Annotated in this window: 14 protein-coding genes; 5 read left to right on the forward strand and 9 right to left on the reverse strand. The window is 66.9% G+C overall.

Annotation, left to right across the window (positions count from 1 at the left end; genetic code table 11):
• Positions 1-313: 313 nt before the first annotated feature.
• From OG716_RS20540 to OG716_RS20575, 8 genes are all read right to left on the reverse strand, one after another.
• Positions 314-1,975 carry an amidohydrolase gene (locus OG716_RS20540; RefSeq protein WP_405139107.1) on the reverse strand — a complete coding sequence of 554 codons (1,662 nt, stop codon included), beginning with the start codon at positions 1,973-1,975 and terminating at the stop codon, positions 314-316.
• 216 nt (positions 1,976-2,191) lie between these two features.
• On the reverse strand, positions 2,192-2,521 hold the full coding sequence (locus OG716_RS20545; protein ID WP_405139108.1) for a DUF1707 domain-containing protein: 330 nt from the start codon (positions 2,519-2,521) through the stop codon (positions 2,192-2,194).
• A gap of 91 nt (positions 2,522-2,612) precedes the next feature.
• Complete coding sequence (locus OG716_RS20550; protein ID WP_405139109.1) at positions 2,613-2,825, reverse strand: heavy-metal-associated domain-containing protein; 213 nt, start codon at positions 2,823-2,825, stop codon at positions 2,613-2,615.
• Positions 2,826-2,839: 14 nt separating this feature from the next.
• Positions 2,840-3,925, reverse strand: a complete 1,086-nt coding sequence (locus OG716_RS20555) for a sulfite exporter TauE/SafE family protein (RefSeq protein ID WP_405139110.1) — start codon at positions 3,923-3,925, stop codon at positions 2,840-2,842.
• 124 nt (positions 3,926-4,049) lie between these two features.
• A complete protein-coding gene (locus tag OG716_RS20560) occupies positions 4,050-4,541 on the reverse strand; it encodes a hypothetical protein (protein ID WP_405139111.1) in 492 nt (163 codons plus the stop codon).
• Between the two features lie 59 nt (positions 4,542-4,600).
• Positions 4,601-4,930 carry a hypothetical protein gene (locus tag OG716_RS20565; protein ID WP_405139112.1) on the reverse strand — a complete coding sequence of 110 codons (330 nt, stop codon included), beginning with the start codon at positions 4,928-4,930 and terminating at the stop codon, positions 4,601-4,603.
• A gap of 236 nt (positions 4,931-5,166) precedes the next feature.
• Positions 5,167-7,635, reverse strand: coding sequence for a heavy metal translocating P-type ATPase (locus OG716_RS20570; RefSeq protein WP_405139113.1), 2,469 nt, complete (start codon positions 7,633-7,635; stop codon positions 5,167-5,169).
• 751 nt (positions 7,636-8,386) lie between these two features.
• Positions 8,387-8,593, reverse strand: a complete 207-nt coding sequence (locus OG716_RS20575; RefSeq protein WP_405139114.1) for a heavy-metal-associated domain-containing protein — start codon at positions 8,591-8,593, stop codon at positions 8,387-8,389.
• 83 nt (positions 8,594-8,676) lie between these two features.
• Here OG716_RS20575 and OG716_RS20580 point away from each other — a divergent pair, with 83 nt between their 5' ends.
• On the forward strand, positions 8,677-9,141 hold the full coding sequence (locus tag OG716_RS20580) for a heavy metal-responsive transcriptional regulator (RefSeq protein ID WP_405139115.1): 465 nt from the start codon (positions 8,677-8,679) through the stop codon (positions 9,139-9,141).
• Positions 9,142-9,286: 145 nt separating this feature from the next.
• Positions 9,287-9,625 carry a DUF1707 domain-containing protein gene (locus tag OG716_RS20585; RefSeq protein ID WP_405139116.1) on the forward strand — a complete coding sequence of 113 codons (339 nt, stop codon included), beginning with the start codon at positions 9,287-9,289 and terminating at the stop codon, positions 9,623-9,625.
• A 335-nt stretch (positions 9,626-9,960) separates the two neighbouring features.
• On the opposite strand, the gene OG716_RS20590 is transcribed toward OG716_RS20585, so the two are convergent.
• Positions 9,961-10,725, reverse strand: coding sequence for an ArsR/SmtB family transcription factor (locus OG716_RS20590; RefSeq protein ID WP_405139117.1), 765 nt, complete (start codon positions 10,723-10,725; stop codon positions 9,961-9,963).
• 65 nt (positions 10,726-10,790) lie between these two features.
• Between OG716_RS20590 and OG716_RS20595 the strand changes: the two genes are divergently transcribed.
• From OG716_RS20595 to OG716_RS20605, 3 genes are all read left to right on the forward strand, one after another.
• A complete protein-coding gene (locus tag OG716_RS20595; RefSeq protein ID WP_405139118.1) occupies positions 10,791-12,233 on the forward strand; it encodes an MFS transporter in 1,443 nt (480 codons plus the stop codon).
• A 93-nt stretch (positions 12,234-12,326) separates the two neighbouring features.
• The gene (locus OG716_RS20600) at positions 12,327-13,979 is read left to right on the forward strand and encodes a sulfatase-like hydrolase/transferase (RefSeq protein WP_405139119.1); all 1,653 of its coding nucleotides are present in this window, start codon (positions 12,327-12,329) and stop codon (positions 13,977-13,979) included.
• Between the two features lie 62 nt (positions 13,980-14,041).
• Positions 14,042-14,659: a DUF4365 domain-containing protein gene (locus OG716_RS20605; RefSeq protein WP_405139120.1), complete on the forward strand. Its 618-nt coding sequence runs from the start codon at positions 14,042-14,044 to the stop codon at positions 14,657-14,659.

A 14,659-nucleotide genomic window follows, 5' to 3' on the forward strand; every position in this document is an offset into this window, starting at 1 on the left:
AGATTGGGGATACGTTCGCCGAGCTCGCGGGCGGCTATCGCCCGCGAGCCTCCCGGAACCCGCGGCCCCGATTACGCGGCCTCAGTACATGCAACCGGCGACCTCGGGGTAGTCACAGCGGGATTTCTCGGGTCGGGACCGGAGTTCTGGACGTAGTGCAGCAACTCCCCGTTATGGCCCATCGCGCACGGCATCTCATAGGCATGTTCTCGCGCGACACACGCCACGTAGTGCGTGCACTTGATTGGGTTCCCTGTCAAATGCTTCTGTTCAAGCGAGTCGGTCACCGCCTTTTCGTTGCTTCTGTTGTCGGTCAGCCGATCACCGCAGCCTCTGGAGTTTCCTTCGTTGCGGGCCAGACTCGCCTGCCGCCGATCCACGTCTGCGTCACCGTGGTGTCGGATTCGAACGGATGGCCGTCGCAGACAACGAAATCAGCCGGTTCTCCTGAGGCGAGCCCGTTGCGGGGGCCACCGAGTGAAGCCGCAGCGGTGATGGTATAGGCGCGGACGGCTTCCTGTTGGCTCAACGCCTGTTCGGGTTGCAGTGTTGCGCCGCCGGGGATTCGGCGGTCGACAGCCGCGCGAAGGTTCCACAGCGGGTCGACCGGACCACTGGGATGGTCGGAGCTGATGGCGACGCGGACGCCACCATCGATCAGGGTTCGGGCACCGAACATGGTGACGTAGCGACCGGCGTTGGACGCGTCGAGCATTCCGCCGTACCGGGGCAGGAATCCGGGTTGATAGGACACACCTACCCCGGTAGCGGCGACCTGTTCGGTGGTGGCGGGATCGAGCAGCATGAGGTGATCGATCGTCGCGGCATCCTGCGGCACCTTCAGCTGCCGCAGGACGGCGGCGGTCTGCGCGGCGGCGAGATTGCCCAGCGCATGGATGCGCGGGCGGATTCCGGCGCTCACGTAGGCGCTGATCAGATCGGCGAGCTCGGTGTCGGTGTAGAGCAGGTACGGGGTGTGCAGGTGCCGCGCGCCGGGAATGATCCTGCGGCGCAGGGCTTCTCGGAGCGGGCCGAGTGCGCCTTGGCGCCGCGACTCGCCGAGCGCTCCGGCCAGCATCCCGACCATCGCCCGGGACGGCAGCCGGATCGCCAGGCGGTCACCGCCGTCGGCGAACACTTTCACTTCACGGCCGGAGTCCCCATAGGGGCCGTCGGGCGCTTCAGCGGGGCCCGCCGGGCGGGAGTGCATACCGCCGGGTGAACCGGTAGCCCAGGACACATGCAGTGGCCCGGCTCGGTGCAGGGCGGTCATTCGTTCGTGGTCGTCGGGGGAGACATAGGGATCGTGGGCGTGGGTGATGCCGTATGCCAGATAGCGATCGGCTTCTGCGACCAGCATTGCCGCGGTCCCGCTGTCGTGGATGTGTGCTGTGCTGTCGGCCAGCGCATGCCGCAGTACGACCCCGAAGGCGGACTCCCACAACTCGCCGGTCGCACGTCCGCGCCGGTCTCGGGTGACATCCTCACCGAACCCGGCGAATTGGCCACTCCTGGAACCGAACACCTCGAGTGCGGCGGGCGACGCAGAGCCGCGATGCATATTGTCGGTGCAGAGCAACACCCGGCGCCCGGGTGCTGCTTCCTCGAGCTCGGTGGCGGTGGGGAGTCTGCCCTGCGGCCACCTCCAGCGCGCTACGTTCCAGAACAGCAGCCAGGGCGCATCGGGAATGGCGGCGGCCTCGGCACGAACCGCCGCCACCGCATCGGCGGTGCTGCGCCACTCGGAGCCATCGCCGCCGTGGGGTATCCACGCAGCGTGCGACATGTGCAGATGGACGTCGACGAAGCCCGGAAGAATGTGTGCGCCGGTCACATCGACCACGGTGTCGGCCGGTGGCGGTTCCTGGTCGCCCACTGCGGCGATCCGGTCGTTGTCGATGAGTAGCCAGGCTCGCGTCGGGATACATTCGGATTCGGCCCACACCGTTGCGCCGGTCAGCAATATGCGGCTCATTGCGGTCATCTCCACTCGACTTACCGCCCCGTCCACCATCGTGCACCCGAATCACTCATGATCGGAACGATTGTGGAGGAAATATCGGACCCAGTGCGCCCGTCCGGGCGTCGACTCGTATGCCATCACATGACGAGACCAGCTGACTGAGAGCACGTAGAGGACGACGACCGAACGGGACTGCGAGTCCTCGATGCCAACGAAGAGCGAACGGAGTCAGCCGCAGCCGAGTCCATTCATCATCGGACCGCCATAGGCGACTACCGAGACGAACAACGCGATGAGACCGGAGACGAACGCGGCCGTCAGCACTGAAGTCCGTGTCATGCTGTGCCAGAACAGTTCTCGATCGGACGCCGGTGGATACAGCATGGGCAGGTCGGCGATGAGCGGAGACAGCTCGCCCATCGTGCGCGCCCGGTACGCCGCTGCGGCGCGTTCGGAGTACTCGTCGAGCGAGAGCCGCCCGGCGACCGTGTGTTGTTCGAGAACGCCGATCACCCGCTCGCGGTCATTGTCGGCGGCTCGGATTTCGGCTGGATCCATGTCGAATCCTCCACAATTGCAACTATTTACAGGAAGGGCGATCGAGGGTGCGTCGGCGGGTCGAGACAACCCGCCGACGCATCCAGCCTTGTCAGGCGAGGGTGGCGGTGTAACCGAGCTCGGCGATGGTGGCGATGACCTCAGCGGGGGTGCTGAGGCTGGTGTCGAGTTCGACTGTGCTGCGCGCCTTCTTCATCGATGTCTGCGTACTGCGGACACCGTGCAGGTCCTCGAGGGCGTCATCGATCAGAAGTGCACAGCTGCCGCAGTGCATGCCCTCGATGCGGAAAACGTGTGTGGTCATAGGATCTGCGCCTTTCAGACGATGGTGATGATGCCGGAGTACATGCCCATGCCGCAGGTGTAATCCAGGCGGCCGGGTTGCAGAACTCCGAGGTCGATACGGGTCTCACCGGTAGCGGGCAACGTCTTCTGGACACCGAGGCTGGGGAAGACCATGGATCGGATGCAGCCCTGGGTCCCGTTGGTCTTGACCACCAGCGTGGTCGCCACCCCGGATCTCACCTCGACATTCTTCGGGCTGTACGAGTTGGAGCGAGCGGTGATGGTCACTGTCTGCGCCCCGTCGGCCACCGTCGCCGCAGACGCGTCGGCCGGTGGCGGATTGAACCCGATCGATTCGGCAATCCGGCTGGCGGACAAGGGGGATCCGGCGAGCTCGAGACCGCCGTTGAGGGTGTAAAGACCCATGACCAGCACCGCCAGCCCGGTTGCCAGAGCTAGCCGACCCCGCCATACCGTGGCGGCGACGCGGGCGGCGTAGCCCAGGACCGCGAACAGCGGGCCGGTGCCGAGCACGAATACCGCCATCGTCGCGCCGCCCCAGAATGCCGAACCCGAGGTGAGTGCGAGCGCCTCCACCGACAGTGTCACTCCGCACGGAATGAGGATCGTGAACAGGCCAAGAATCGCGGGAGCCAGCGCGGCTTGCGAGCGGGCTCGAGTGCGTACCAACCGCATCCAGGAAGCGGGTGGTTCGATGACGATGCCACGAAAGCCCGGCACACCCAACTGGGCGAGTCCGAACACCACGATCAGCAGTCCGGCCCCGATCTGCAGCCAGGTGCGGGTGCCGGTGGACAGTTGCACCGCGCTGCCGAGCGCGCCGAGGGCGACACCGGCCATGGTGTGCGACACCAGTTTTCCGGTGAGGAAACCGCCGACCGGCGCGAGGTCGTCACCGAGGCGCCGGCCCCAGCGCCGCGAGTCGGAGACAACGGCAGTTTTACCGGCGGACTTCGTTTTCGAGAGTGCCGGCGCGGCTTGCGCAGCGCTCGCTGCACGTTGCCGGGTGATCAAGCCGGTGAGCAAACCGCCTTGTACGGCTGCACAGGACACGCCCCCGGCGAACAGGCCGGTGGCAAGGACAGGGACAAGATTCACGAAAGTTCTCCTGCGGGAAGAGAGATGGGCATCCAGACGTGGTGGATTCGGCGGCATTTGGGTATGCCACCGGCTGCCCACGGTCGGCATCAGTGGTGACGAACCGTCGGGCAGTTGCTCTCTCTTATGTCCGTAGCACGCAGAGTTCGGCGAGACTGGGCGCGCGCGGCAATGCCGATCGCGGCCTGACCGCCCGGCCTGGACGCCTCGAGCGGATGACGTATGACGCGCCACCGCGGCGCGGTATCGCCAGCACAGTGAGCAGCGCGAGAAACACCGCCAGACACGCCATCACGATTCCAGCGGGTGCCGGTGCGGATCGCCCGTCCATCACGTCGACCGCGGCGACGACCTCGCGTACCCCGATGTCGGCGTGCTGCATGGCCGACTCGACGTGCAGTATCGGGTCACTCGCCACCGGTATCGAGCCGATGTCCTGCACCACGACACCCACAGCGGCGACCGGCTGTTCCATCGCCATGTCCATGCCGCCCATGGACATGGCAGCCTGACACAGCGCGCCCTGCACCAGCGCGATCCCGACCAGCCCGGCCAGCACAACGACGAGCTGCGCGAACGCGGCACGTGCCCGTGTGGTGGTCGGAGGTCTGCTCACCTCGGCGATACTACTAACCCTCTCCGTAGATGGCATCCGAGGTCGCTCACTGAAACGACCTACTCTCCGGACGGGAAATCGTAGTGGGCAGGTATTGCGCCCTCTTGCTGGGACGAGCCGTAGATCAGAGCGATTTCGTCGTGGGCGTGAAAGGTGATGGCGGCCGCAGGTGCGTTGTTCAGGTTCAGTGCGACGACGTTGTGCTGTTGGGTGTTCCGCGCCTGAATCACCGCGACGATGACGACGACGAGCAGTGCGACGACGAGCGCAGCGCCTCCGGCGAGGAGCACTCGTCCGCCTCGTTCACCGGATCGGGCCCGCACCAGCGCTTTCGACCCGGATCGGGTCGGAGGCTTGCGCGGGTTGGAGGTGGTCTTCTCATTGGGCATGGCATTCCAGGGTTCAGGTCGAGACAAGGCTCGCAGGCGACGAGGCGTGCAGTGCGATCGTCGGGACCGCAGTGGTTCCGGTCCACCGGCCCAGCTGCGATCGCCGGACCGGCTGGCCGGTGTCTGGTTGTGTCACATGGGCGGACAGCACGCGCCCATCGCACGACAGAGCAGGTCGCAGATCATCTGCAGCGGGTTCATATGTTCACCTCCTTTCGTGTTGTTCATGGCGCAGGTCATTCGCGCTCGGCCTTGCTGACCCACCGGGCGACGGACCGCTCGAGCACGTCGCGCTCCTCGGTCAGGGTCGCGTTCTCGGCACGCAGTCGAGTCAGCTCGGCACGCTCGGAGGCGTCGAGCGGTCCGCTGTCAGCTCCGGGTGCCCCATGGAACCGGGCCCCCGCGGCAGTGCCGGCCGCTTTCTCCTGGGGTTCATCGATGGCGGTCGCGCGGAAACCGCGCAGCCGCAGGCTGTTCGACACCACGAACACACTCGACAGCGCCATGGCCGCCCCGGCGATCATCGGGTTCAACAGCCCGAGCGCGGCCAGCGGCACCGCGGCGATGTTGTAGGCGAACGCCCAGAACAGATTGCCCTTGATCGTGCGCAGAGTTCGTCGCGCCAACCGAATCGCGTCGACCGCCGCCATCAGATCCCCGCGCACCAGCGTCAGATCCGAGGCCTCGATGGCGACGTCGGTGCCGGTGCCCATGGCCAGTCCCAGATCGGCCTGGGCGAGCGCGGCGGCATCGTTGACCCCGTCGCCGACCATCGCCACCACCCGGCCCTCACTCTGCAGCCGGATGATCACCTCGACCTTGTCGGCCGGCAGGACTTCCGCGATGACCTCGATGATGCCGACCTCGGCCGCGATGGCGCGGGCGGCGGATTCGTTGTCTCCGGTCAGCAGCACCGGCCGCAGGCCCATCTCGCGCAGATGCCGGATCGCTTGCGCCGACGTGGGTTTGACGGTGTCGGCGACCACCAGCACCGCCCGTGCGCCACCGTCCCAGGCGACTACTACCGCGGTGCGGCCCAATGCCTCGGCGCGCTGTTTGTGTACGCGCAACTCTTCCGGCAAATCGATACCGTGCTGCGCCAGCAATGATGTCCGGCCGATCAGTACGGTCCGGTCGTCGACGATGCCCTGGACGCCGAGACCTTCGAGGTTGCGGAAGTCCGACATCGCGGGCAGCTCGCCGACGCGTTCGACCGCACCGTTGCTGATCGCGCGGGCGATGGGGTGCTCGGAGGCGTCCTCGAGCGCCCCTGCCAGTCGCAATACCTCGGTGTCGTCGACGCCGTCGGCGGTGTGCACGCCGAGCAGGGTCATCTTGCCGGTGGTCACGGTCCCGGTCTTGTCGAGCACCACCGTGTCGATGCGGCGGGTCGACTCGAGAACCTCGGGACCCTTGATGAGAATGCCCAGCTGCGCGCCGCGCCCGGTGCCGACGAGAAGCGCTGTGGGCGTGGCCAATCCGAGACCGCACGGGCACGCGATGATCAACACCGCCACGGCGGTACTGAACGCGAACGCCGGAGCGGCGCCCGCACCCAGCCAGAAGAACAGGGTGCCGACCGAGAACGCGATCACCACCGGCACGAACACTCCTGAGACACGGTCGGCGAGCCGTTGGATCTCGGCCTTGCCGTTCTGCGCGTCCTCCACCAGCCGCGCCATCTGCGCCAGCTGGGTGTCCGCGCCGATCCTGGTGGCGCGCACCACCAATCGGCCGCCCGCGTTGACCGTGGCACCGACCACGCCATCACCGGGGCCGACCTCCACGGGCACCGATTCCCCGGTGAGCATGCTGGCGTCGACGGCGGAATTACCCTCTGCGACCACGCCGTCGGTGGCGATCTTCTCCCCCGGCCGCACCACGAACAGGTCACCGACACCGAGCCGATCGATCTGGATCCGCCGCTCGCGGCCGTCGGTCAGCACCGCCACCTCCTTGGCCCCCAACTCCAGCAGTGCCTGCAGCGCGGCACCGGCGCGGCGTTTGGCACGGGCCTCGAAGAACCGGCCCGCCAGGATCGCGGCGGTCAGCACCGTCGCGACTTCCAGGTAGATGTTGTGCCCGGCCATGCCGCGCTCGACGGTCAGCGAGAAGCTGTGGTGCAGACCGGGTTTGCCCGCCCCTCCCAGGAAAAGCGCAAACAGCGACCAGCCGAACGCCGCCAGGACTCCCACCGAGATGAGTGTGTCCATGGTCGCGGCACCGTGGCGCAGGTTCGTCCAGGCTGCGCGATGGAACGGCAGCGCACCCCACACCACCACCGGTGCCGCCAAGGTCAGGGACAGCCATTGCCAGTTGGTGAACTGCAATGGCGGCACCATGGCCAGCAGCACGACTGGGATCGCGAGTACCACCGACACCTGCATACGTTGCCGAAGGGATCGGGTGTGTTCGTCGTATTCCGCTGTGTCCGAGGTAGTTTCGTCGTCACTGGGGTCCGGGTGTGGCAGTCGCGCAGTGTATCCGATGTCTTCGATCACCCGGATCACGTCCGCTTCCGGCATATCGGCGGGAAGGTCGACGCGTGCCTTCTCTGTCGCGTAGTTGACGGTCGCGACGACGCCGTCGAGCTTGTTGAGTCGGCGTTCGATCCGGGCCGCGCACGACGCGCAGGTCATCCCACCGATCGCCAATTCGATGTGTTTCGGCGCGATCTCGTAGCCGCCGTCGAGGATGCCGCTCATCGGCCTCGTCCGTTCTGCTTGCCCGCACCGGTTTGGTTGCCCGCGGCGTGAGTTCCGGCATGGACATCCGGGGCGCTGGGGCTCGATGCCGTGCCATCACCGGGCTTGATGGGCATGGGGTCGAATCCGCTGGGCTTTCCGGGTCCCGCCGGTATGCCGACGGCGGGAGCAGGATTGCCGCCGGACTGACCCGCTGACCCGCCGGACGCTTTACTGTTCGGTCCGCCCGCGGGCTGTCCTGCGGGGCTCCCGGACAACACTGTTGCGGGGCCGTTTGTGCCGGATGCGGCCGGGCCGTCCATCACTGCGCTGCCCGGCATCCCTACTGCCGATATCGCAGGCATTCCGATTGGCGAAGGAGGAGCCGTGACGGCGAGAACAGATCGTGGGTCCTGTGCGCGGGCCTCGTGCGCCGGGCGCGGATTCGCATCCGCTCCGATCAGCGATCCGGCCACCGATGGCGAAAGGATCACAGCCGCACCAGGATCCGGGTATGTGGTCGGCGCGACCCATTCGACGTCGGGGGCCGAAGCCACCGGTGGCGCGGACCCCGCGGGGCCGATCGAGGGGAGCGAGCGGTCAGCCGCGGGGGCGCCGCCGAGAGCGTGAACGTGTTCGTCCGGGTGATGGTGCGTCACCTCACCCGGACGGGAGTCCGAGCCCTGTGGCCCGACGACCCGGCCGGTCACCCACGCCGCCGTGCCAACCAGCGTCAGCGCCAGCGCGTAAGCGGCCAACCGTGCGGCGACCCTCATCCGACCAGCTCGTAGCCGGCCTCGGTGATCGCCGCGCCGACCTCCGCCGTCGTCAAGGGCCGCGCGCTTCCCACGACAACGCGGCCGGAGGCGACATCGACCTCGACCGAGCTCACGCCGTCGATGGCCTGCAATCCTCGGGTGACCGCATCGGCGCAATGCCCGCACGTCATCCCGCTCACCGTGTAGATGTGCTCGCTCATCCTGACCTCCGAAATCCAGCACGCCTGCGCGTGCTGACCACAGCATGAACCTTCCAGTACCCTGGAATGTCAAGGAGCGTGTGATGAAAATCGGCGAACTGGCTGCCGCGAGCGGCCTCACCACGAAAACGATCCGGTTCTACGAGCAGGAAGGGCTCATGCCCGAGCCTGACCGGACGCCCGCCGGCTACCGGGATTACGGGCCCGAGCACATCACCCGGCTGCAATTCATTCGCCGCGCTCAGGCGGCCGGTTTGTCCCTGCGCGAGGCCCGGCAGATCCTGGCCGTCTACGACCGCGGCGAACGCCCCTGCGGCCACGTACAGGGCGTACTCGAGCAGCGCCTGGATCAGATTCGAGCGCAGATCGCCGAACTCGTCACCCTCGAAGCGCATCTGGAATCCCTCCTGGCTACCGCCCGAGACGGACAACCGAGCGCCCACGACGGCTCCACCGTCTGCTGGATCTTGGAATCCGAATCAGCCGAGCCGCCAACGCAATCCGTGCTGCCGAGCGTCCCCGCCGCCGCAGGACTCACGATCGGGTGATCGCCCACACGCGAACGTATTCGCTCGCCCTGCCGGTGTCGCGTGCATGGTGGATGAAATCCCGGCACGGACCTACGATTGCTGTACGTAGAAGGGCTCGACCGCATGGCGCGGTTCGCCTTCCGATCGGACAGGTGAAATCGATATGGAACATAATCTCGGGGTGCGCGCATCCGATGCCGATCGCGAACGGGTCGTCGAAACACTGAGCGCGGAGGTGAGTACCGGACGGCTGACACTCGATGAGTTCTCCGAGCGCAGCTCACGCGCCTATGGTGCGCAGACGGTCGGTGATCTCGAGTCATTGACGCGTGATCTGCCGGTGTCGTTGCGGACCGCTGCCGGCGCGGCGGCCCACCCCTCGATCCCTGCGGTACCCGTCGCACTGATCGCGGCCATCGCACTGCTGATCATGCTCTCGGTGACCGTGCTGATCTGGATGAACACCGCGATGCAGCACATGGGTCCGATGATGGGCCACTGATCTCGCCGACTTCGGTTGTCCGTCGCCGATGGCCAATCCCACCGGGCTATCAGCGAATACCGGCTGTCGAAGCTCAACCGAATCATTAAACCCTTGAGCACCCGACATCGCGGGCTCGGCAGGTCGGGCAGGCTGCTCCCCGAACGGGGCCTGTCCGAGCCCTGCTCAGCGAATCCCAGCACACCGGCGGCACGGGCTTCGACATCGAGACCCTGTTGCACCACACCGGAATCCAGCCACCACCGGCCCAGCAGTGATCGTCCCGGGCACTCATTCGACGGCGACACCGGGAATCCATCGCCACCGGCCCGGTAGCGACAGTCCCGGGACAGTCGTCATTCGACTCCGACGCCGAGAATCCGGTCGAGTGCCCGGGTGCCGGCGGGCGTGACTCGCAGCGCCCGGCGCGAATTGTGGCGCTCCAGCCAGTCGGCGGATTCCATGCGGATCAGCACCGCCGCACCCAGCGCGCCGCCCAGGTGATGCTGCTGTTCGCTCCAGTCGACGCAGAAGCGCAGCAGTGGCCTTCGGCGGGAACGCAATTGGTCCAGATCGACGCCGAGTTCGGTGAATATCGGCTCGGCGGCCGGGCCCAGTTCGTAGGGGTGCTCGTGCAGTGGCGCGGCGAGCGGGTCTTCGGGTGCGCGTTCTGTGTCGACGCCACCATCGTTGCGGGTCAGCGCATTTCGCTCGAGGAGTGCGGCGGTGACGGCGACGCCCAGTTTTCCGGCCAGGTGGTCGTAGCAGCTGCGGGCGTTGCGCATGGCGGCGGCTCGGGTCGATTCGCGCAGCGAACGCACCGGGCGGATGGGCGCGAGCGCGGCCACCGCCTCCAGGACCGTCGCGACCTCGGGCCCGGCCAGCCGGTAGTAGCGATGCCGGCCAGACGGCCGCACGGTGAGCAGCCCGCCCGCGACGAGCCGGGACAGGTGGGCGCTGGCCGTGGACGCCGAGACGCCCGCCTCCGCGGCCAGTACCGAGGCGGGCAGCGCGCGGCCGTCGAGCAGTGCCATCAGGACGCGGGCGCGGCTCGCATCGGCCAGTAGCTCGCCCACACCGGCGATATCGGCGAAGCCGAGTTCAGCAGTCTGTGCGTTCATACTCTCCAGTCTGCCGCGACCACACTTCGACGGGGGACGAAGTGTTTCGGGGAAACACTGGAGATATGAGTACATCGACTCGCGCGATGACAAAAACGGACCCGCCAGTGCGGCCCGGATGGCTACTGACGGTGCTGTGCGCCGGCATGTTCCTGGTCCTGCTGGACGTGACCATTGTGAATGTCGCGCTGCCGAGCATCGGCCGTCAACTACACGCGGACTCCGCCACGCTGCAGTGGGTGGTGGACGGTTATGCGGTCGCCATCGGCGGATTGCTGCTGGCGGGCGGCACCCTGGGCGACCGCTTCGGGCACCGCCGCATTCTGCTGATCGGATTCGCGGTGTTCGGGGTGGCCTCGCTGATCTGCGCGCTGGCGCCTGCCATCGGGGTGCTGATCGGCGGCCGGGTGCTGCAGGGCATCGGCGGCGCGCTGCTGCTGCCCGGCACCATGGCGGCGCTGGTCGACGCGTTTCCGGATCGGGCCGCGCAGGCGAAGGCCCTCGGGACCTGGGCCGCCATCTCGTCGCTGGCGCTGCCGGCGGGTCCGCTGCTGGGCGGACTGCTGGTCAGCGGTCTGGGCTGGCGACCGGTGTTCTGGATCAATGTGCCGCTGATAGTCCTTGCGCTGGTGGCGATTCCGGTCGTGGTGCCCGCGCGGCCCGCCAATCGGCAGGCGGGCGGGATCGATATCCTCGGATTGACGGGATTTGTCGTCGGCCTGAGCGGACTGGTGTTCACGGTCATCTCGGCTGGGCATCATTCGGACCCGGTGCTCTCGGCGGCATCGGCGCTCGTGACGGTGGCCGCTCTCGGTATCGCGCTGCGGTCGGCACGACACAGTGCGCATCCGATTCTGCCGTGGGATCTGCTGCGGCGCAGAGACTTTCTGAGTCCCAATGTGGTGGCGCTGACCATGAATCTGGTGTTCAACGGACTGCTGTTCGTCAGCATGCTGTATCTACAGGACGCGCTGCACTATTCGCCGTTCGCGGCGGGGTGTGCGATGCTGCCGCTCGCCGTTCCGCTGGTCGCGCTGGCCCCGGTGTCCGGACGTCTCACCGCGCGGCGCGGGCCCCGCACCGCCATTGCCATCGGCTGCGGCGCTGCGGTATTCGGCTCACTGCTGTTGACACAGGTCCATCCGTCCTCCGGAATCGGCTGGCTGCTGGCCGGATTCGCGCTGCTCGGCGTCGGCGCGGGGCTGGTGACCACCTCCGTGGTCGCCGCCGTGGTCCGTGCCACGCCGCCGGACCGATCCGGATTGGCGACGGGCGTGTCGAATACCGCGAGGCAGATCGGAACCGCCTGTGGGGTGGCACTTTTCGGCGCTATTGCCGGATCGCCCGGCACGCCCGGCTTCCTGCACGCGATACCCGTGCTCGCGGTTGTCGCCGCGATGCTCTGGGCTGTGGCATTCGCCGTGACGCTGAATGGAATCGGACGGCGACAAGGCTCGGCGGCCGGCAGGTCCCCCGTACGAGGGACACGAGTTCCCTCTGCGGAGTGATTGTTTCACCCGCTGCCGAACCTAGGCTGCTCTGCGTCGGGCCGCCATCAGCGATTCCATTCGGCCGCCCGCCCGATCGTCCTGGGAGGCACAGTGCTCGGTTCTGTCAGCAGAAGAGGATTCCTGGCAGGTGCGGCGACCACCGCCGCGGCCGCGGCGACCGCGGCCGCGCCGGGTCGCGCTCGTGCCGATGTGAACCGGGACAAGCCCAATATTCTCGTGGTGCTCGTCGATGAGATGCGCGCACCGGTCTGGTTCCCGGATCAGCAGGCGCTGGACGGGCTGCTGCCCAATCTCGCCCGGATCCGGCAGGGCGGGGTGTCCTTCGAACAGCACTACACCGCCGCGAACGATTGCACCGCATCACGGGGAGCCCTGGTGACCGGGCTGTACACCCATCAGACCGGATGCATGGTGGTCTCCGAATCGACGCTGTCGCCGAAATTCCCGACCTGGGGTTCGATGCTGCGCGATCACGGTTACGAGTCGACCTGGTGGGGAAAATGGCATCTCGGGCACTATCCGGATCGCACGCCGGGCGCGCTGGACGCCTACGGATTCGGCGGCGGCACCTATCCGTCCCCGAACGGTGCGCCGGGCCAAGGGCTGCAAATGGATCCGAAGATCGTCGATCAATTCGCGGATTGGTTCGAACACGATGCCGGTACCGCACCGTGGTGCACCACGGTATCGCTGGTGAATCCGCACGATATCCAGTACTGGCCGCGCTGGACGCGTCGCGACCAGGCCAATCTGAATATCCCGCAGTGGGTGACCGAGCTGCCGCCGAATTTCGAGTCCCCCGAGCAGCTCGCCGGGAAACCGCGTCTGCAAACGGCGCTGGTGCAGGTGTCGACCGCCGCGTTCGGGCTCGCGCCGTACGGCACGCCGGAGGCCCGGCAGGCCTGGATCGATATGCGCAATCTGTATCTGTGGCTGCAGCAGCAGGTCGATATCCAGATCGGCCGGGTACTCGACACCTTGTATTCGCGACCGGATGTCGCGGCCAATACCGTCATCGTGTTCACCTCCGACCACGGTGATTACGCCGGTTCGCACGGTCTGCACGGTAAGGGCGGCGGCGCGTACGACGAGGCGATCCGCGTCCCGCTGTATGTGCACGATCCGCGCGGCTACTACAGCCCCACCGCCGGAACCGGTCTCCGCAATCAGCTGACCTCCAGCGTCGATCTCGCCCCGCTGCTGCTGTCCATCGCCACCGGCGGCAACGGCTGGCGCGGCGACGGCCGCTACGAACACCTGCGCGACCGCCTCGACCTGGCCGCCCTGTGCCGCGATTCCGGCGCGGCCGGCCGCCCCTGGATCGCGCACACCACCGATGAGGCGACCATCGAAGAGGCCGCAATCCTGTTCGACCGCAATGCCCCCGGCCACGTCGCCATGGTCCGCACCCCCGACGCCAAATTCGCCTCCTATTCGACCTGGGTGGACGGCCGAATCCAGATCGACCCAACCCAAGAGCAGGAATTCGAGCTCTACGACTACTCCACCGACAACGGCAAACTCGAACTCGACAACCAGGCCGCCACCGCAAACCCCCTGCGCACCACCACCTCCCAACTCCTCGAGCACGTAATCCAGACCGAAATCCAGCAACCCCTCCCCACCTACCTGAAGGACGCCCAAGACCAGGGCATAGGCGACTACCTCGACTCCCAGCGCAACCTCGCCACCAAGGCCGAACGCCTGGGCGACTTCCTCGACGATTTCGCGACCCCGCGCTGACCGGTGATCGGTCCCCTCCCCCACAGGCTCTGGCTCCTACCGACAGGTTTGTTCGAAAGTCGTTGAAGCAGAGGCTGAATGGCAATTCCGCAGAAACCCCGGTTTCCAGTCGGTCGCTGGCTACAGTGGGGTTGGTCAGCAGGGAGTTGCTGTTCGGGAGGGGCTCGGTGCTCGACGCACGTAATCACCAGGGAAAGTTCGGGGCCGACTACATCAGGGTCCTCGCGTCGGCCGCGGGTTTGAATTGGTCGCAGGACGACGTGGACCTCGACGGCGTCGATCTTTGCTTGAAGATGCCGGGGCGCACGCCTCGAGGCTTCTCACCGCGGATCGATGTACAGGTGAAGACCGTCTCGACGCTCGAGCCGCGAAAGGGAATCATCAACTTCGACGGACTCGACCAGGTGCAGTTCAACAAGCTCGCGGGCGTGGACTTCACAGTGCCGCGCTACCTGTTCGTCATTCATGTCCCGCGCAGCGCAACCTCGTACGCCGATCTCCTGACGGCGGGGCTGCTGCTCCGCCACATCGGGTACTACGTGTCGCTCGGTGATCGCGAGCCCGTATCCGAACCTCACCGCAGTCGGCACCTGCGGGTAAAAATCCCGATCAGCAACGTCCTGACAGCGATGACGCTGCGAGCGCTTGTGACCGAAAGCTCCGCGCTCCCCACCGGATGA

It is taken from the genome of Nocardia sp. NBC_01388 (genome assembly GCF_045040085.1).
GTDB lineage: Bacteria > Actinomycetota > Actinomycetes > Mycobacteriales > Mycobacteriaceae > Nocardia.